Annotated in this window: 16 protein-coding genes; 1 reads left to right on the top strand and 15 read right to left on the bottom strand. The window is 47.2% G+C overall.

Going from position 1 to position 18,657, the window contains the following annotated elements:
- Positions 1 to 90: 90 nt before the first annotated feature.
- The 14 genes from nqrF to ACWQXP_RS20135 all read right to left on the bottom strand — a co-directional run bounded on the left by nqrF (position 91) and on the right by ACWQXP_RS20135 (position 15,613).
- The gene (nqrF, locus tag ACWQXP_RS20200) at positions 91 to 1,314 is read right to left on the bottom strand and encodes an NADH:ubiquinone reductase (Na(+)-transporting) subunit F (RefSeq protein ID WP_454064641.1); all 1,224 of its coding nucleotides are present in this window, start codon (positions 1,312 to 1,314) and stop codon (positions 91 to 93) included.
- Positions 1,315 to 1,344: 30 nt separating this feature from the next.
- Positions 1,345 to 1,953 carry an NADH:ubiquinone reductase (Na(+)-transporting) subunit E gene (gene nqrE, locus ACWQXP_RS20195; protein WP_454064640.1) on the bottom strand — a complete coding sequence of 203 codons (609 nt, stop codon included), beginning with the start codon at positions 1,951 to 1,953 and terminating at the stop codon, positions 1,345 to 1,347.
- Entirely contained in the window at positions 1,953 to 2,615 is a 663-nt protein-coding gene (locus ACWQXP_RS20190) for an NADH:ubiquinone reductase (Na(+)-transporting) subunit D (RefSeq protein ID WP_454064639.1), read from the bottom strand. Before ACWQXP_RS20190 ends, nqrE begins: the two co-directional genes overlap by 1 nt.
- On the bottom strand, positions 2,612 to 3,421 hold the full coding sequence (locus tag ACWQXP_RS20185; protein ID WP_454064638.1) for a Na(+)-translocating NADH-quinone reductase subunit C: 810 nt from the start codon (positions 3,419 to 3,421) through the stop codon (positions 2,612 to 2,614). The genes ACWQXP_RS20190 and ACWQXP_RS20185 overlap by 4 nt, the downstream gene beginning before the upstream one ends.
- Positions 3,422 to 3,452: 31 nt before the next feature.
- Positions 3,453 to 4,664 (bottom strand): NADH:ubiquinone reductase (Na(+)-transporting) subunit B, encoded by a 1,212-nt coding sequence (locus tag ACWQXP_RS20180; RefSeq protein WP_454064637.1) that lies wholly within the window; start codon positions 4,662 to 4,664, stop codon positions 3,453 to 3,455.
- Positions 4,664 to 6,019: a Na(+)-translocating NADH-quinone reductase subunit A gene (locus ACWQXP_RS20175; protein WP_454064636.1), complete on the bottom strand. Its 1,356-nt coding sequence runs from the start codon at positions 6,017 to 6,019 to the stop codon at positions 4,664 to 4,666. The genes ACWQXP_RS20180 and ACWQXP_RS20175 overlap by 1 nt, the downstream gene beginning before the upstream one ends.
- Positions 6,020 to 6,319: 300 nt before the next feature.
- On the bottom strand, positions 6,320 to 7,543 hold the full coding sequence (gene coaBC / locus ACWQXP_RS20170; protein ID WP_454064635.1) for a bifunctional phosphopantothenoylcysteine decarboxylase/phosphopantothenate--cysteine ligase CoaBC: 1,224 nt from the start codon (positions 7,541 to 7,543) through the stop codon (positions 6,320 to 6,322).
- An 11-nt stretch (positions 7,544 to 7,554) separates the two neighbouring features.
- A complete protein-coding gene (locus ACWQXP_RS20165; protein WP_454064634.1) occupies positions 7,555 to 7,923 on the bottom strand; it encodes a DNA-directed RNA polymerase subunit omega in 369 nt (122 codons plus the stop codon).
- Positions 7,920 to 8,573, bottom strand: coding sequence for a guanylate kinase (gmk, locus tag ACWQXP_RS20160; RefSeq protein ID WP_454064749.1), 654 nt, complete (start codon positions 8,571 to 8,573; stop codon positions 7,920 to 7,922). The genes ACWQXP_RS20165 and gmk overlap by 4 nt, the downstream gene beginning before the upstream one ends.
- 56 nt (positions 8,574 to 8,629) lie before the next feature.
- On the bottom strand, positions 8,630 to 9,505 hold the full coding sequence (locus tag ACWQXP_RS20155; RefSeq protein ID WP_454064633.1) for a YicC/YloC family endoribonuclease: 876 nt from the start codon (positions 9,503 to 9,505) through the stop codon (positions 8,630 to 8,632).
- The gene (nth, locus tag ACWQXP_RS20150) at positions 9,502 to 10,161 is read right to left on the bottom strand and encodes an endonuclease III (RefSeq protein ID WP_454064632.1); all 660 of its coding nucleotides are present in this window, start codon (positions 10,159 to 10,161) and stop codon (positions 9,502 to 9,504) included. Before nth ends, ACWQXP_RS20155 begins: the two co-directional genes overlap by 4 nt.
- 35 nt (positions 10,162 to 10,196) lie before the next feature.
- Entirely contained in the window at positions 10,197 to 11,849 is a 1,653-nt protein-coding gene (gene hflX, locus ACWQXP_RS20145; RefSeq protein WP_454064631.1) for a GTPase HflX, read from the bottom strand.
- Positions 11,850 to 11,933: 84 nt separating this feature from the next.
- Positions 11,934 to 12,980, bottom strand: a complete 1,047-nt coding sequence (gene tsaD / locus ACWQXP_RS20140) for a tRNA (adenosine(37)-N6)-threonylcarbamoyltransferase complex transferase subunit TsaD (protein ID WP_454064630.1) — start codon at positions 12,978 to 12,980, stop codon at positions 11,934 to 11,936.
- Positions 12,981 to 13,183: 203 nt separating this feature from the next.
- Positions 13,184 to 15,613 (bottom strand): ATP-dependent Clp protease ATP-binding subunit, encoded by a 2,430-nt coding sequence (locus tag ACWQXP_RS20135; protein ID WP_454064629.1) that lies wholly within the window; start codon positions 15,611 to 15,613, stop codon positions 13,184 to 13,186.
- Between the two features lie 412 nt (positions 15,614 to 16,025).
- On the opposite strand from ACWQXP_RS20135, the gene ACWQXP_RS20130 reads away from it, so the two are divergent.
- On the top strand, positions 16,026 to 16,880 hold the full coding sequence (locus tag ACWQXP_RS20130) for an NAD(+)/NADH kinase (RefSeq protein WP_454064628.1): 855 nt from the start codon (positions 16,026 to 16,028) through the stop codon (positions 16,878 to 16,880).
- A 52-nt stretch (positions 16,881 to 16,932) separates the two neighbouring features.
- Here ACWQXP_RS20130 and ACWQXP_RS20125 read toward each other — a convergent pair whose 3' ends face one another.
- Positions 16,933 to 18,438, bottom strand: a complete 1,506-nt coding sequence (locus tag ACWQXP_RS20125) for a class II fumarate hydratase (protein ID WP_454064627.1) — start codon at positions 18,436 to 18,438, stop codon at positions 16,933 to 16,935.
- Positions 18,439 to 18,657: the final 219 nt, after the last annotated feature.

Genomic DNA, 18,657 nt, shown 5'->3' with positions numbered 1-18,657 from the left:
AAATTGGCTAAGTAACGAGCCTATGGCATGCGAAAGGGTCGTGAGCAAAACATCCCATCCTATTTGTTACGATATTTAAGATTCACTACACTAGCCTCCAAAATCATCCAGAAATATCTGAGATCGTTCAACACCCAAATCCTCGAGCATTTTGATGACCGCGGCATTCATGACCGGAGGACCACACATGTAATATTCACAATCTTCCGGAGCCGAATGCCGTTTAAGATACTGCTCGTATAACACTTGATGAATAAATCCCGTGTACCCGGTCCAGCGATCGACCTCTTTCGGGTCAGACAGGGCCACATGCCATTGAAAGTTATCATGTTCTTTCTGTAGCTGATCAAAGTCTTCCTGATAAAATATCTCTCGCTTGCTTCGCGCTCCATACCAAAATGAAATCTTTCGCTTGGAATGTAGGCGTCGTAATTGATCGAAGATGTGAGACCGCATCGGGGCCATCCCCGCTCCTCCACCAATAAAGACCATTTCATTATCCGTTTCTTTGGCAAAGAACTCCCCAAATGGTCCAGAAATCATTACCTTATCGCCAGGCTTGAGATTAAAGATGTAGGACGACATTTTCCCTGGAGGAATAGAGTTCTGGGCCCCAAAGGGCGGGGTGGCAATACGGACATTGAGCATGATGAGGCCTTGTTCTTCTGGATAGTTGGCCATAGAGTAGGCACGCATCACCGATTCGGTGACATGAGACTCATAACGCCAAAGGTCGGCACCATCCCACTCTTCTCGATATTCTGGCTCGACATCAATATCAGCGAATTTGGTCTCGTAGGCAGGACATTCAATTTGAATATATCCCCCGGCTCGAAAATTTACATGCTCACCTTCAGGTAAGACAAGAACCAGTTCCTTGATAAAAGTCGCAACATTGGAGTTTGACCGAACCGTGCATTCCCACTTCTTGACGCCAAAAACTTCTTCGGGAATTTGAATCGACATGTTCTGCTTGACCGTGACCTGGCAGGAAAGACGGTCGCCTTCAGCCGCTTCACGTTTGGAAATGTGAGAGGTCTCAGTCGGAAGAATGGAACCTCCACCCTCAAAAATCTTCACTTTGCATTGCGCGCATGTTCCACCACCGCCACAGGCTGACGAGACAAACAACTTGGCATCCGCAAGAGACCCGAGTAATTTTCCACCGACAGGAGCATGAATCTCTTTTTCACCATTGACTCGAATCGTCACATTCCCTGACGGGACGAGTTGAGCTTTCGCTCCAATAATCATCATGACCAACGAGAGGACAATGACCGTAAAGAGGGTGACCCCTAATGCGATTTCTATCATGCGTAAGCCTCAAGAAGAATCATCATGATGTCACAATTGAATGCCTGAAAACGCCATGAACCCCAACGACATAAGACCGACGGTAATAAAAGTGATGCCAAGCCCTTGCAGGCCTTCAGGCACATCACTGTATTTGAGTTTTTCACGAACTCCAGCTAACGCCGTTATGGCCAAGGCCCAACCGAGCCCACTGCCAATACCATAGACCACACTTTCGCCAAAGTGATAGTCACGCTCCACCATAAACAGTGTGCCGCCAAGAATCGCGCAGTTGACGGTGATCAGTGGAAGAAAAATTCCGAGCGCGTGATACAGCACTGGGAAGAAACGATCTAACAACATCTCAAGAATTTGGACCATGGCGGCAATCACACCGATATAACAAATTAAGCCTAAAAAACTGAGGTCAACCTCAGGCAATCCCGCCCAGGCTAATGCTCCATCCTTTAATAAGAATTGATACAGAAGGTTATTGGCCGGAACGGTAATGATTTGAACCACCACCACTGCAATACCCAACCCCAAAGCCGTTTCAATTTTCTTCGAGACCGCTAAAAACGTGCACATACCTAGAAAAAAAGCTAAAGCTAAATTTTCAACAAATACGGATTTGATTAATAAATTGATATAGATGTCCATTACAACACCTCAGTTCGGTGGACTTGATGAATCCGATACTCAGATTTTTCGACCTGCTCGGTTTTCCAGGCTCGCAATCCCCAAATAAATAGCCCAATAAGAAAAAATGCACTCGGCGGAAGCAGCATGATCCCGATTGGTGTAAACCAGCCTCCCTCAGATACCAGTGGGAAGATTGTATACCCTAAGAGTGTTCCCGCTCCGAACAGTTCACGAAATGTCCCCACAAAAATCAGTATCACGCTGTAGCCAAGACCGTTTCCTATCCCATCAAGAAAACTGAGACCAACCTCATTTTTCATGGCATAGGCTTCCGCACGTCCGAGCACAATACAATTCGTGATGATCAATCCCACGAATACGGAGAGTTGCTTGCTGGTCTCAAATGCGAACGCTTTCAAGAGTTGGTCAACCACAATGACGAGAGACGCAATGATGGTCATTTGCACAATGATACGAATACTGCTGGGAATATGATTTCTGATCAGACTGATTGAGGCATTGGAACAGGCCGTCACCGCGGTGAGGGCAATACACATAATCAAGGCTGTGGCCAGCGAGGTCGTGACCGCAAGTGCCGAACACACTCCCAAGACTTGAAGAGCAATAGGATTATTATCGAACAGTGGATCTTTGACGACTTTTTGTACTTCCCGACTCATAGTTCACCCGTTGTCTGGCTTCGGATTTTTTGTAAATACGGACCAAATCCGTCCTGACTTAACCAATAACGCAAAAGATATGTGACGCCACGACTTGTCAAAGTCGCTCCAGCCAACCCATCAACCTGGTGAATCGATTCACGCTTGCTCGGATCAACCGTTCCTCGTACGACTTCGATGTTTGGTGTCCCCTGCGCATCGTAGGCCAGCTTACCTGACCATTTGGCACGCCAATTGGGATTATCAACTTCCCCTCCGAGGCCAGGAGTTTCGGCATGTTCATAAAATTGAAGACCATGAATGGTATTGGCATCTTCCTGAAGCACGACAAAACCATAGAGCGTCGACCACAACCCATAGCCATGAACTGGAAGAATGAGGAATTTAATGTCTTCGTGCTCTTTGACCAGATAGACCGTGGCATACTTGGCCCGTTGCTTAATGTGCGCGATATCGTGGTCGGATGGGATGCGCACGTTTCGTAACGGATCTTTAGCCGCTTGCCGTTGGTCAAATTCCTCCGGAAGAATATCATCCGCATACTCTCCAGTGGCCAAATCCACAACCTTCGGCTCTACCTGCTGAAAGAGCGTTTCAATACTTTGACCTTCTTGATACAGCCCCGCGACTTGAAGAATATTGCGTTTCTTGTCGAGGCTTTTATTCTTGAGCTGAAACGGTTTAAGCGCCACCGCAGCGCTTGAGACAATGATTGAGCAAACGAAGCAGAGCAAAAGGGCCACAAGAATAGTCTTCGCCGTACTATCATTGGGTAAACGCAAGATATTTAAGATTTTTGAGACCACAGAATTTCCCTTCTGGGAACACATCGTGTTGTTAGGTATTTCGTAAGACTCTTTTCCGGACATTCGTTTGAATCACCATGTAATCAATGAGCGGCGCAAAAATGTTGGCAAACAGAATGGCCAACATCATCCCTTCTGGAAACGCCGGATTGGCCACACGAATCACAATCGTCATACATCCGATGAGCAGACCAAACATCCACCGCCCAACGGTCGTCATCGATGCCGAAACAGGATCCGTGGCCATAAACACCATGCCAAATGCCGATCCTCCAACGACCAGATGCCAGTACCACGGAATGCTCACCATCGGGTTTGAGTTCCCCCCAAACACATTGAACAGTAGGGTCGTTCCGATCATACCCAAGGCGACCCCAGCCATGATCCGCCAAGAAGCAACCCGCGTATAAATTAAAAACACTGCGCCAAGAAGGCAGGCCAACGTCGAGGTCTCGCCCATGGAACCTTGGACGGTTCCTAAAAACGATTGTGTCCAGGTCAGACCCATTTCTTGTATTGCGGCCAACCCGCCGATTGCACCAACGCCCAACGACGTGGCTCCGCTAAACCCGTCTACGGCGGTCCACACGGTGTCGCCTGACATTTCTGCAGGGAAGGCAAAGAACAGAAACGCGCGGGCGGTCAACGCCGGGTTTAAAAAATTCTTTCCTGTTCCCCCAAATACCTCTTTGCCAAAGACGACGCCAAATGAAATACCCATTGCCACCTGCCACAATGGAATATCAGGTGGAAGGGTCAAGACAAAGAGAATGGAAGTGACCAAGAATCCTTCATTGACTTCATGGTTACGAACAGCCGCAAACAGCACTTCCCACAGTCCGCCGGCAACTAGCGTCATCAGATAGACAGGGAAAAAATATAAAAATCCATGCCATACACACGCAAAAACATTACCTGGGTCATAACCAATCCCTAAACTTTCAAGAATCGTCCCTCTCCACCCCTCAATCGACGACAACCCTGATTGTGCCATCCCGAGATTGGCTTGATAACCAGTGTTGTACATCGCCATTGCGATACAGGGTGTCACCGCAACGAAGACATACATCATGACTCGTTTGAGATCGGCTCCATCACGAACATGCGGCGCCGAGTGCGTCACCGTCGAAGGGGTAAAGAGAAATCCATCGACCATCTCGTAGACAACAAAATATTTTTCGTACCGTCCTCCTTTTTGAAACAGAGGATGCCAATGATCCAAGAGTCGACGGAGCCACGACATCAGCCTTCCCTCTCAATGTGTTCAAGACTGGCTCGAAGAAACGGACCGAAATTATATTTGCTCGGACAGACAAATGAACACAACGCGACGTCCTCTTCATCCAGTTCAAGACATCCGAGCGCTTGTGCAGAATCTGTATCCTTAACCACTAACGCTCGCAGTAAGGGCGTGGGAAGAATATCCAACGGCATGACATCTTCATACACACCCACCGGCACCATCGCACGGGGGCTGCCTTGTTCAAGGGAATTCAGTCGGAATATTTTGTTTCGGAAGAAACTGGAGATGAACACATTCAAGGTCGAAAACTTATCCGGCCCTGGGGACAGCCATCCCAAGAACGTTCGTTCCCCTCCCTCCGGCAACACCGTCAATTGAGAATGATATCGACCGAGAAAGGTCGCCCATCCAATGGCCCAATGGCCAGACAGTAACGATCCCGATATGACACGACACCGAACCGGTTCAAGTTGTTCCTCAACAAGATCCTCTGTTCTGGCTCCGAGTCTTGTCCTGATTAATCTAGGCGCTACCACGACTGGCCCGGCAAACGCGACAATACGTTCCGTCCAAATCCTTCCCGTTGTAAATAATTTTCCAAACGCAATCACATCCTGATACCCAAGATGCCATACCGTTTTTTGGGGACCGACAGGATCAAGAAAGTGAATGTGAGTCCCGACCAACCCTGAGGGATGAGGGCCAGAAAATTCAGCAACAGTCAATCGTTTTGCGGAAATAGTTGGAATATCTTCGCCAAGTGCCTTACAGAGAAAGACGTGTCCGTCGGTTAAATGACTGATAAGACTGAGGCCATAGAAGAAGTCATCTTTATGTTCTCGAATCACCCGTGAGGCTTGAGGGGCCAGAGGATTCGAATCCATGGCTGTGACAAAAATAGAATGTGGGGACGTGTCTGGTGATGGCACTTTGCTATACGGTCGTGTTCGCAAAGCTGTCCACAGTCCTGAGTCCACAAGATTATCTCTGACTTGGTCTCGAGTTAACCGAGAAAGCTCCTCGTGACGGTATGACGTAAAGATCTCTTCGTCGTTGCCTTCAAGCTGAATCACCACCGACTGAAGTGCACGCTTCGCACCACGATTAATTGCCGTGACCATACCACTTCCCGGAGAGGTATAGACGACCCCAGGATTGGCTTTATCTAAAACAATGGGCTGCCCCAGTTTGACCCGAGCGCCTTGCTCAACTAATACACTTGGCTTCATGCCAATATAATCCTGACCAAGCAAGGCCACGGACTGCACCGGCGGCCCATCATAAATCAATTGCTCAGGTTCCCCAGATATGGGGATGCGCAATCCATGTGTTATTGATATGTGCACAGAGTTCATACGTTAAAACACCTAGGCTATAAGGCAAGGTCAAGAGTAGACCTCTTTATCTCTTTTTCGGTCATATTCGTTTCATTCTTTAGGCAATGACATTTAGGAAGAGAGATCGGGGGAAGGGGGGGGGATTCTTACTTTTTCTGATCTAATGAGGGCGGTGAATGATGAGATTACGCTCGAACATTGAGCTTGTGCGTAAGATCAATCATGAAGAGAATACCGATGGATAACGAACGAAGCCAAGGATTCCGGCCATATCGGTGAACGGAAAATCGAACAGGTGTTAGTGCTTTGAAAAAGGGACTACGAAGGAAGAACTGAGGAGAGCATAGGGAAGTTCTGTAGTTCATCTAATATTCGAGCAGCAACCATGTGTTTTGACATTCGAGGCATGGGCGTCACGCTTCCATTTCGAGTCAAAAGAATGACTTCGTTGGTATCATTATCAAAAGCAGACTCAGATCCCCCAACTTGATTCACCACAACCATATCTAAGCTTTTCTTGTGTAATTTTTCACGTCCGTTTTCTAGAAGATCGTCTGTTTCAGCAGCAAATCCGATTAACAACTGATGGGTTCGCTGGGCAGACAAGGCCGCCAAGATGTCAGTCGTCTGTTCAAGCTGAATGGGTTCGCCTTTCCAATCACGCTTTTTAAATTTCTCTTCGCGACAATGTTGTGGTCGAAAGTCACCGACTGCTGCCGTCATGATTAACACATCGACAGTGCTAAACCGGGACCGTAAAGCATGATACATGTCCTCAGCCGTTTGAATCGAAACACACTCAACACCAAATGGCGGCTCGAGACTTGTTGGACCACTGACTAAAATGACCTCGGCTCCCCGTAATTGCGCGGCCCGCGCCAGAGCATAGCCCATTTTCCCGGATGATCCATTTGAAATAAAGCGAACGGCATCAATCGGCTCTCGCGTGGGACCCGCTGAGATGAGGATTCGACGTCCAACCAGCTCCTTCGATGCATGGACTTTTTCAACAACTGCCTCGACGATAGCCTCTTCACTCGGAAGTCGTCCACGGCCCACTTTCCCAGATGCCAGCTTTCCAATTTCAGGCTCCAACACGATCACCCCGCGTGCGCGCAAGGTCTGTACATGCTGTTTAATTTGAGTTTGCTCCCACATGTCTCCATCCATCGCCGGCGCGATAATGACAGGACATTGCGTGGTGAGTAACAGGGTACTTAAAAGATTATCAGCTAATCCTAATGCATAGGCAGCAATCGTATTGGCAGTACACGGAGCAAGAAGAATCACATCTGCCGATTCGGGTAACGAGAGGTGTGGCATGTCCTGATGGCCAGAAAACGTATCAGTGGCAACCGGATGGTTCGATAACACTTCAAATGTAAGTGGCGTCATAAATCGTGTCGCCGAATCCGTCATGACCACCGAAACGTCTGCCCCATGACACATGAGCGTCCGAAGTAATCCCACAGCCTTATATGCCGCTATACTTCCCGTGATTCCAAGAAGCAGACGTGTCCCCTGTAATTTCAATGCAGCCATCGGTGAGTTCCCTAGGATTCTTCTTCCGCAACCGGTTCCTCAGTTTTTGGACTATCATCGATATAGACGCTTAATTCTTTCTGAATTTCCTGAGCATTTGCATCAGTTTGCGCTAAGAGTGCTGGGTCAAACTCACGCTCATTTGCCCCCTTTGCTTTTTTGATCGCCTCACGAGCATCTTCTCCTTTTAAATAGTTGACCTCGCCATTCAAGACTTCTTCCAATGCTGTCGAAGTTTCTTTGATGTACTTGACCGACCCGGAGGTCGGCGCACCACGCATAATTTGCTTCGCCCGTTGCGCTGCAATCAAGACAATACGAAAACGAGAATCAAATTGCGTTTGATGATGTTCGGGCAGTAATGATAACGCATCCATCATGAGATCACATTCCTTTCTCTTTCAGTTCGTGAAGACACAGGGTTACTCTCTTGACGAGCCAAGCCATGACGAGACATCCACGCGTGATCAAGACGTTTTGTTCGAACATGTTCGGCCACAATAATAGACTCAAATTCCTTGATGGCTTGATCAAGGCAACCATTTCGAATGGTATAATCATACTCAACATAGTGCGCCATTTCTGCTTGAGCTTTCTGGAACCGACGATCAACCACATCGGACTTGTCAGTTCCGCGCGACTCCAGTCTGGCCTTCAAGACCTCAAGCGACGGAGGCAGGAGAAACACGGATACAGCATCCGGCATATTTTTCATGACATTTCTTGCACCCTGAACATCGACATCCAAAATGACATCAATTCCTTGATCAATTCGTGTCACGAGTTCTTGACGTGGGGTCCCATAAAAGTTCTCGTACACTTCTGCCCATTCAAGAAAGGCATCCTGCTCAATCATTCGACGAAATTCGGATTGATCAACAAACCAATATTCAATCCCGTGCGTTTCGCCTTCTCGAATCGGTCGCGTTGTATACGAGACTGAAAGCTGAACATCTGGAATCGAAGTCATGATCCGTTTGCATAACGTCGACTTCCCCACTCCCGAAGATCCCGACAAGATAAACAACATCCCGCTATGCGACATCCGTCATAACTTTCATCATTGAGAAACCGTTAGGGCCGTCATCATTCAACATTCTGGACCTGTTCACGGATTTTTTCCAGTTCACTCTTCACATCAATTACATGCAGGGCGATCTTCGCGTCATTCGCTTTCGATCCAATGGTATTAATTTCTCTTCCCATTTCTTGAAGCAGGAAGTCCAGTCGTCGGCCAATAGCGCCTTTGGTCTTACTTGATTCTTGAAATTGCCCAAGATGGCTCTCAAGCCGTGTTAATTCCTCTGTTATATCACAACGATCAGCATAGGTCGCTAATTCTTGATTGAGTCGATCAGGATTAGAGGGATTGTCACCGAGTAATTTCATGACTCGTTTCTGCATTCGCTCAAAATGTTCTTGAACACTTGAAGGCACTCGTCTTGCTATGGTTTTTAAGGCTACTCGAACTTTTTGAAGGCGCGTCGCCATATCGTCGTGCAACGCTTTTCCCTCCCGTGTCCGCATCTTATCCAGATCGGCCAGTGCCCCTTTCGTAAGACGGCGGACGACGCTTTGCGTATCTTTTCCATCAAAGCTCTGCTCTGCAACTGTAAACACGTCTCGAAGGCCGGCAATTAAACCAATATCGATTGGGCCATTAATACCAAGCTCTCGCTGAAGCTCTTTCAACAACTGGTGATAGTCACGTGCAGCCGATCGGTCAAGCACTAAGGACTTCTGACGATTTCCCGAAATATTAAGCGAGACGGTGAACTCAATCCGCCCGCGTTCACATTGCTTGTGAATCAGTTGCTTGAGCTCTTCTTCTAACCCAACCATGCTTCGAGGAATCCTCGAAACCACTTCACAGAACCGATGGTTGACGGATCGAAGTTCGACCCCTACGGCCAGGCCCTTCCACTCCGTTTCGCGTTTACCAAATCCAGTCATACTTTTCATGCGATCGATAACTTTCCGTCCCAAGCACAGGTTTCATAAATGGCACACTGTTCACATTTTGGTAATCGCGCTTGGCACACATACCGGCCATGCAAGAGCAAACGCTGAGTACCCACAGTCCATTGCGCTTTCGGTAAGATCTTTTGAATGTCATGCTCAATAGTTGTTGGATCATCGCTTTCGGTCAAATGCAAGCGATTCGCGACTCGCTTGACATGGGTATCCACTACCACGGATGGCTTCCCATAATAGCTCCCCAATAACACATTTGCGGTTTTTCGTCCTACCCCAGGCAACGTCGTCAAGTCATCCATGTTATTGGGCATGGTGCCATTGAAATGACCAGCAATACGCTTGCCGCATGCAATAATATTTTTTGCCTTACTTTTGTAGAACCCCGTCGATCGAATCAGCGCTTCTAATTCAAGCGGCTCAGCTCCAGCATATTCTTTCGCCGTATGATAGCGTGCAAATAATGCCGGAGTCACTTTATTCACCCGTTCATCCGTACATTGCGCTGAAAGAATCGTGGCAATTAATAACTCTAGAGGATTGGAAGACGCAAGCTCAACCTCAGGTTTCGGAGTAACCTTGGCCAATGTCGCAAATATCTTTCGGACCCTGGCTTTGGAGAATGGGAGACTTTTAGTTCTCATTCTTCGAATCCTATGAGCAATCGTTTGAGAACCTTTCATGATACTCTCATAATAGGCGTCTTCGCCATATGATCGTCAGAAGATTCGCTCCATGCCCCCTTCAATTCCCCATCACGACCTAAGCGATTCAGCATGTGCCCCAACGCTTCTCGGACCTCTCCAACGGTTTCGCATTGCGTCGCCGTAATTCCAACTGCTCGATACCGGTGACACAATTGTTCAACATGACCAACTGGAAGTAAGTCACATTTATTCAACACCATCAGGCGGGGAATAGTATCAAAGCCTAATTGTGTGAGAATATTCTCAACCGTATCGATATGTCGATCTGGGTCAGGCGTCGCGGCATCCACGACATGGACTAATAAATCGGCATATTTTAATTCCTGTAAAGTGGTGTGGAATGCCGTCACAAGGTCTTCAGGTAAAAGCCGAATAAATCCGACGGTATCGGTCAGAATAACTTCACCACGATCCGGGATAAAGAGCCGACGACTCACCGTATCTAGCGTTTCAAACACCCGGTCCTTTGCTGGCTGCACACTTCCCGTTAAGGCGTTCAGTAATGTTGACTTTCCTGCATTGGTGTACCCCACCAATGAGACCACCGGTATCGCTTGGCGAGAACGCATGTTTCGTTGTTGCTGACGACTGCGAGATACCGCATCCAACTCTTTTTCAAGACGTCGAATCCGATCTCGTGCTCGCCGACGATCTGTTTCCAATTTCGTTTCGCCTGGTCCTCTTGAACCAATTCCGCCAGCTAAGCGGGAAAAGGCCGTATTGGATTGGGATAAACGTGGAAGCCGATACCGTAATTGAGCCAATTCAACCTGGACCTTTCCAATTCTTGAATGCGCCCGTTGAGCAAAGATATCCAAAATGACTTGCGTTCGATCCAGGACTCGTAGTTCCGTCATCTCAGAAATCCCATGAATTTGCGCCGGGGTCAGATCTCGATCGAAGATCAACCAATCAGCACCAGTTTGTAAAGCCTGGATAATCACTTCCTTCAATTTTCCAAGACCGAGAACATACTTTGGATGAAGCGCATGGGGTCGTTGAATAACCGAATCGACAACATGAATATTGCTGGCTCGAACCAGTTCACGTAACTCGTCTAAATGTTCTTGTCGGCGCGAAGCCCGTTCTGTCGACACACTCACTAAGATGGCGCGTGAAGATTCCTTCCCCTTCCGTAACCCAACATTGGTCCGTGTACATTCGTTTTCCAGCGAGAGAATAAAGTCTTGGCAATCAAGTTCAAACCCATGCCAGGGATAGGGCTTCCATTCTTGATATGACTTCCCATTAATCGACTGCGGCAGCACATGTGCGAGATACACGTCTCGCACACCTCCTTCTTTACCGACACCAATCGCCATCATCAGGTCTAACCGGAGCAGCGCCAGGTCGGTTAAATCATCACGGGTTAGCGGTTGATTATTCAGGTGGGTATGCACCAACCGCACACCTCGTAACAACCTGAGCCCTGAGCGACTGCGTGCTAAATTTGGAATAACAAGCTCATGATCATTACCAATAATGACCGATTGAACATGTCCTTGCCGGTCAATGAGTAATCCGATTTGCCGCCGTGTTTCAAATGAAAGCTCTGCACAGATTCGAGCTAGGTCGTTCGTGATAACCTTTTCAGTCGGAACCCGTCGTCGGTACAGTCGTTCCATTCGACTGATCTGATTGGCTTTCAGTCCATGAAGATTTCCAAAAACGACAGGAATCGTTACACCTCCGTTGGCAGTGGCTTAACCCTACGCAATGGTCTGCACTGAATGCGTCTGTAAGTTTGTCACAGCTGCTTGCCCGACCTCAGTATCTAAGTCCCAAGTGGCGATCACTCCTGATCGAAATTGCTCCCAACCCGCAGCCGCAATCATCACCGCATTATCAGTGCAAAGCGACAACGCTGGCATTGCGACGAAAATTCCCAGTTTTTGGGCGCGCTCAATGATCCGCTCTCGAAGCCGACTATTAGCCGCTACACCCCCAACGACGGCAATGCCTTTGGCTCCATATTTCCGAACGGCTCGAAAAGATTTCTCGACTAAGACATCGACAATGGCTTCCTGATAGCTAGCAGCAACATCTTCGATGGCTGGCATGACGTGGTCATTTTTTTTGAGGTCTCTTAAGTAGTACAACAACGACGTTTTGAGCCCACTAAAACTAAAATCTAGCCCTCCTCGATTCAGGTATGGTCGGGGAAAATGAACGGCCTTGGCTGAACCTGTCCTGGATAAACGATCAATGAGTGGGCCTCCTGGATAGGTCAACCCCAACATTTTCGCTCCCTTGTCAAACGCTTCACCAGCAGCATCATCAATGGTTTTGCCTATCAATTGATACTGTCCCGTACGTGTTGCAAAAAATAAATGCGTATGTCCTCCCGAGACCACTAACATAATCGACGATCGAGGAAAGTCCGGTTGTTCAACCCATGTTGACGCTAAATGTCCTTTGAGATGATTGACCGCCAGCAACGGAATCTGCAACGCATAAGCAAGAGCTTTTCCAAAATTCACTCCAACAAGCAATGCTCCAGCAAGACCAGGACCATGAGTCACAGCAATAGCTTGTAATGCTTGATACGGAACCTGAGCCTCAGTCATGGCCAATCGGACAATTGATTCAATCGTTTCAATATGACGACGGGAGGCTAATTCTGGAACCACGCCACCATACATTGCATGAACATCAATCTGGGAATCCAGAACATTGGCCAGAACTGTCCCTTTATCTGTCACGACAGCCGCCGCCGTCTCGTCACAGGAAGTTTCAATGCCTAGGATTGGCCCCATGCTCATCATCGAAATTTTACTCATCAACGTGAAAGTTTTTAACAGAAAACCAATACATGATAGCTGCGTTGTCCTGCTCAAATGAAAAAAACGAGTGAGGAATTTGGGGCCTTATCCTTATGAAAAACACAACGACCCTCAGGACCAAGGATCCTGAGGGTCGTCTATGTCTTTAAACTCAGTCAGTGTGTTCTACTTAACTTTTATACGCCGGCCATTGCCTCTTCTTCCACAAAAGCAGGCTCTTGCTCGTTTAAGACAACCTTAATCTTTCGAGCGTCTTTAAATTTTCCTCTGATCAGTTCTTCAGAAAGAGGGTCTCCTAACCGTTTTTGTATAGTACGCCTCATCGGCCTTGCACCATACTGCGGATCATACCCTTCCTTAATGAGCCACTGCTTAACCTCGTCACTGACATCCAATTCAATGCCTCGCTCGGCCAAACGGACGTTCAGTTCCTTAATGAGAATATCGACAATTGTCACAAGATGACTCTTGTCCAATTGATGGAATACGACAAAATCATCGATACGATTTAAAAACTCAGGGCTGAAGTTTCGTTTCAATTCACTCATGACTTCCCCTTGAAGCCGACTTGTTTGCGCCGACTCTTCCTCTTTTTGAAATCCGAGGGATACACCTTTTTGAATCAATTTCGTCCCAAGATTAGAAGTCATCACCAATATAGTATTTTTAAAATCAACTTTTCGCCCTAAACTGTCTGTTAAGACTCCATCGTCCAATACTTGGAGCAGCACATTAAAGATATCTGGGTGAGCTTTTTCAATTTCATCAAACAGAACAACTGAATAGGGACGTCGCCGAACTTTTTCTGTCAGCTGTCCACCTTCTTCATAACCTACATAACCTGGAGGAGCCCCGAAAAGGCGGGAGCTTGTAAACTTTTCTTGATATTCTGACATATCAATACGAACTAAGGAGTCTTCGGTGTTAAATAAAAATTCGGATAGAGCTCTTGCCAATTCCGTTTTCCCAACACCTGTAGGCCCGAGGAAGATGAAAGACCCAATAGGCTTCTTCGCCTCTTTCAGGCCAGCTCGAGAACGCCGAATGGCCCGAGAAATCGCTGAGATAGCTTCCTCTTGTCCCACGATACGTTTATGAAGAAACTCTTCCATATGCAAGAGTTTCTCAGACTCTTCTTCTTCCAGCTTAAAGAGAGGAATACCCGTAATTTTGGATACAACAAATCCAACATCATCACCCGTTATCACAGGTTTATTTTGCTCTTGATTCTTTTTCCAATCACGTTTGGCATCTTCAAGCAACTTCCTAAGCCGTTCTTCCTCTTCTCTGAACTTCACGGCATCTTCAAAGTTTTGGACACCGATGGCAACTTCCTTTTCTCGAGCAACACGTTTGAGCTCTTGTTCCAATGATTTCAATTCAGGAGGCAAGACATACGATTGCAGTTTGGCTCGTGATCCCGTTTCATCAATCAGGTCAATAGCCTTGTCAGGTAAGAATCGATCTGTGATATAGCGATCCGTCAGCTTTACAGCCTCGGTCACCGCTTCATCAGTGATTTCGACCCCATGATGTTCTTCATATCGATCACGAAGTCCTTGAATAATACTAATCGTTTCTTCCACAGATGGTGGTTGGACATAGATGGGCTGGAAACGCCGCTTCAGCGCCCCATCCTTTTCAATATGCTTTCGATATTCATCCAATGTTGTGGCGCCAATACATTGAATTTCACCTCGAGAAAGAGCAGGCTTGAGCATATTGGCCGCATCAATAGAGCCTTCTGCAGCTCCTGCACCAACCAAGGTGTGCAACTCATCGATAAACAAAATAATATTACCAGCTTGGGCAATTTCCTTCATCACGACTTTGAGTCGCTCTTCAAATTGGCCGCGATATTTTGTTCCCGCAACCAGAGAACCTAAGTCTAACGCAATTACCCGACGATTCAACAAATTGTCAGGAACGTCCATGGAGACAATCCGCTGAGCTAATCCCTCAACGATCGCTGTTTTCCCAACGCCTGATTCTCCGATCAATGCAGGATTATTTTTAGTTCGCCGGCTCAGGATTTGGAGCACTCGCTCGATCTCATCCTGACGTCCGATGACTGGATCTAATGATGCTTCTTGAGCCAATTGCGTCAGATCTCGACCAAACTCATCGAGAGCCGGAGTACTGCTTTTCTTATCTCGCTCTCGAGACCCAGACTTGCGTAGAAATGTGACGGTGAGCTGGCGCGCAGTCAACAGATTAGCGCCCAGACTCCGAAGCACTTTTCCACCGATGCCTTCTTCCTCACGAAGTAGTCCCAGCAGAAGATGTTCACTTCCAATGTGATTATGTCCAAGAAGTCTGGCTTCTTCGACTCCGTATTCAATGACTTTTTTTACGCGTGGACTAAACGGAATTTCACCAAATGTAACCGTCGTCCCACCCCCAGGCAAATTCCGTTCGATCTCTAATCGAATTTGCTCAGGTGATAGTCCCATCTTCTTAATGATCATCAAGGCAATGCCATCAGATTCACGAAGAATCGCCAAGACTAAATGTTCTGTTCCTAAATAATCATTCTGATGACGCTCGGCTTCTTCTCGAGCTAGAATGATAATTTTTCGACCTCGGTCCGTGAATCGTTCGAACATTTTTCCTCCCTTCTCTCACATCCACAAACATAATAGATGTGCTGGAAGAGCCCGGTTAAACTACAAACCACTTCTCATAACTGTTTATAAAGTAAGTCTATCCATGGAATAGTAAAACTGTCAAGACGAAAGTGCATAACCAACAAGTCATAAACACGAACATGAGATAGAACTCTTGACAAATCAGATTTTATAGCATTTGGAGTATTTGTGTGAAAAGCCTGGGACTTCGGTGTAATCTTTCGTCTTAGATAATTGGATGAAGACATTCAGCCAACATGAAATTGTGCCTGAGCATCGTTATAGGCTATTTTTCTTCGTTCCATTCCGCTTGCCTTCTCTCAACACAAATTACTACCATCACCGTCGATAGCACACCGACTATCAAACCATCTATATGTCAGGAAAATCTGTGAAGACAATCGGAATCCTCACGAAACCCCAATCGGACAATATCCAACCGGTCTTAAAAGATATTGTTGAATGGCTCAAAACTCACGACAAAAATGTCATACTTGATACACCCACCACAATAGAACTTCGGACCAACACACGAAACGCTCAACGAACTCAAATCGCCAATGAAGCCGACCTCTTAATCGTATTGGGAGGCGATGGCACGATGCTCCATGCCGCTCGCTTAGTCGAAAAGCGTGCTGTGCCCATTCTCGGCGTCAACATGGGCGGATTAGGGTTTCTAACGGAAACGACTGTCGATCATATTTATGACGCCCTGACCAAAATCTTTGCAGACGACTTCCTTATTGAAAAACGGGTCATGCTTCGGGCAAAGATCCATCGCGGACAACACGTGATAGGCGAAGGCCCAGCGTTAAATGATGTTGTAGTGAATAAAGGCCATCTCGCGAGAATGATCGCGATCAAAGTCTGCATCAACGGATCCTTTATGACCAATTTACGAGGCGATGGACTCATCATCGCCACACCGACTGGCTCGACAGGCTATTCGCTCTCAGCCAATGGTCCAATCCTTGATCCTTCGCTTGATGTGTTCACGCTAAATCCAATCTGCCCTCATACGCTCTCCCATCGTCCCTTTATTGTTCCAAGTCACGCTTCTATCTCTGTGACCCTGACCAGCCAAGAAAATGCCATGGCCACTCTGGATGGCCAAATTGGGTTTGAACTAACAGTTGATGACACCATCCAAATTTGTACCTCCAAACACCAAGCACACCTTATACGGTTTCCCGGAGGAAGCTATTACGATGTCCTTCGAAACAAGCTCAAATGGGGGGATGGGTGACGCATTGACCTCCCCTATATTCACGCCTTCGCCTCAATACCTACCTCCCCGCCTACTTCACTAACGTCGACGGTCCCGTCATACTCAATGAATCCAATGACTTTTGTAGTTGCTTGTCGGACAAGACTTGTCGTTGACGCGCAATCTCACGTACAGTTTTACCCGTTCGGTACGACTCTTTCGCAATGGCTGCTGCAGCTTCATACCCAATCATCGGCGCTAATGCCGTACACATTGCAAGACTATCCTCAATGTGTCGTTCACACGTCTTTTTATTGGCAACAATCCCCTCAATACAACGCACCGAAAAGTTTTTCGCTGCAGTACTCAAAAGTTCAATTGACTGTAAAAGGTTATAAGCCATAACCGGCAGCATCGCATTGAGTTCAAAATTTCCGGTTTGCCCAGCAATGGCAATCGTGGCATCATTGCCCATAACCTGTACCGCAACCATCGCGACCGATTCCGCAATCACCGGGTTGACCTTCCCAGGCATCATACTCGATCCAGGTTGAGTTTCTGGCAATGTAATTTCACCGAGTCCGCATCGTGGACCAGATCCCATCCACCGAACATCGTTCGCCACTTTCAGGAGACTCACTGCAATCGTCCGCAAACACCCGCTGGCCTCCAGTAATGAATCTTGAGCCGACTGCGCTTCAAAATGATTGACGGTCTCTCGTAGCGGACATCGAATTGTTTTGGAAACTTCCCGAATCACACGTTTAGCAAAAACGGGATGTGTATTGAGCCCAGTCCCTACGGCCGTCCCCCCCAACGCCAATTCAGTCAATACCTCTTGAGCCCGCTTGGCACGTGTAATACCCAACTCAATCTGCCTCGCATATCCCCCAAACTCCTGACCTAATCGAATAGGGGTCGCATCCTGTAGATGAGTGCGACCTATTTTGACTATCTTGTCAAATTGACGAGTTTTGTTCAGAAGTGAACGCTGGAGACGAATGAGTGCAGGAAGCAATTCTCGATGAATCTGTTCTATGGCCGCAATATGAATAGCTGAAGGGATCACATCATTACTCGATTGCCCGAGATTGACATGATCATGAGGATGAACCAGGTGACTTTCACGTGTGCCACCCAACAACTCTGACGCTCGACTCGCAAGCACTTCGTTGATATTCATGTTCGTTGAAGTCCCCGACCCTGTCTGGAAGATGTCAACCGGAAATTCGGAGTCCCATTTCCCTTGAATGACTTCTTCCGCTGCGTCTCGTATTGTAGATGCTAGCTTGCGGTCGAGCAGTCCTAACGAATGATTAATTTTGGCAGACGCCTGCTTAATGAGCCCGAGCGCACGAATAAATGATCGAGAAAACCGAAGTCCACTGATAGGAAAGTTTTGCATCGCTCGAGCAGTTTGCGCACCATAATAGACTTGAGCTGGCACCATGATCTCACCCAAGGAATCTCGCTCAACCCTGGTAAGCGTAGACTTCGCATAAGTTAAGCTCGCCTTTCGCTCAAGTGAAGAAGACTCATTCCTTTTAACACGTTGTTTCTTAATTGATTTATTTTTACTGGAGATAGACATCGGCATATTCGATTACCCCCATATTACAGATTAAACGAAGAAACCTTAGCACAGTGCCTTTAACAAGGATTGAAGAATGACCAAAGGAGAAATGAGCGGGATGGTAAGGAGAAAGACCGTGGACTCTTGCTAAGCTTTGGAGGGAAATCCAGAAATGGTTACGACTAACTTCTAGCGAAGAGACAGCCACGACCTGACAACAACGAAAGGGCCGTTTATCATAAA

This window comes from Candidatus Nitrospira salsa, from assembly GCF_965152625.1.
The sequence above is the reverse complement of the archived record's forward strand: the minus strand, read 5'-3'. Positions and strand labels throughout refer to the sequence as shown.

Excerpts from the sequence above, each read along its gene's own strand:
- ACWQXP_RS20155 (WP_454064633.1), bottom strand. The coding sequence starts at position 9,505 with ATGAAAAGTATGACTGGATTTGGTAAACGCGAAACGGAGTGGAAGGGC.
- tsaD (WP_454064630.1), bottom strand. The coding sequence starts at position 12,980 with ATGGGGCCAATCCTAGGCATTGAAACTTCCTGTGACGAGACGGCGGCG.
- ACWQXP_RS20165 (WP_454064634.1), bottom strand. The coding sequence starts at position 7,923 with ATGATGGATGCGTTATCATTACTGCCCGAACATCATCAAACGCAATTT.
- nth (WP_454064632.1), bottom strand. The coding sequence starts at position 10,161 with ATGAGAACTAAAAGTCTCCCATTCTCCAAAGCCAGGGTCCGAAAGATA.
- ACWQXP_RS20125 (WP_454064627.1), bottom strand. The coding sequence starts at position 18,438 with ATGCCGATGTCTATCTCCAGTAAAAATAAATCAATTAAGAAACAACGT.
- nqrE (WP_454064640.1), bottom strand. The coding sequence starts at position 1,953 with ATGGACATCTATATCAATTTATTAATCAAATCCGTATTTGTTGAAAAT.
- gmk (WP_454064749.1), bottom strand. The coding sequence starts at position 8,573 with ATGTTGTTTATCTTGTCGGGATCTTCGGGAGTGGGGAAGTCGACGTTA.
- ACWQXP_RS20135 (WP_454064629.1), bottom strand. The coding sequence starts at position 15,613 with ATGTTCGAACGATTCACGGACCGAGGTCGAAAAATTATCATTCTAGCT.
- ACWQXP_RS20190 (WP_454064639.1), bottom strand. The coding sequence starts at position 2,615 with ATGAGTCGGGAAGTACAAAAAGTCGTCAAAGATCCACTGTTCGATAAT.
- ACWQXP_RS20175 (WP_454064636.1), bottom strand. The coding sequence starts at position 6,019 with ATGAACTCTGTGCACATATCAATAACACATGGATTGCGCATCCCCATA.
- hflX (WP_454064631.1), bottom strand. The coding sequence starts at position 11,849 with ATGGAACGACTGTACCGACGACGGGTTCCGACTGAAAAGGTTATCACG.
- ACWQXP_RS20180 (WP_454064637.1), bottom strand. The coding sequence starts at position 4,664 with ATGTCGTGGCTCCGTCGACTCTTGGATCATTGGCATCCTCTGTTTCAA.
- nqrF (WP_454064641.1), bottom strand. The coding sequence starts at position 1,314 with ATGATAGAAATCGCATTAGGGGTCACCCTCTTTACGGTCATTGTCCTC.
- coaBC (WP_454064635.1), bottom strand. The coding sequence starts at position 7,543 with ATGGCTGCATTGAAATTACAGGGGACACGTCTGCTTCTTGGAATCACG.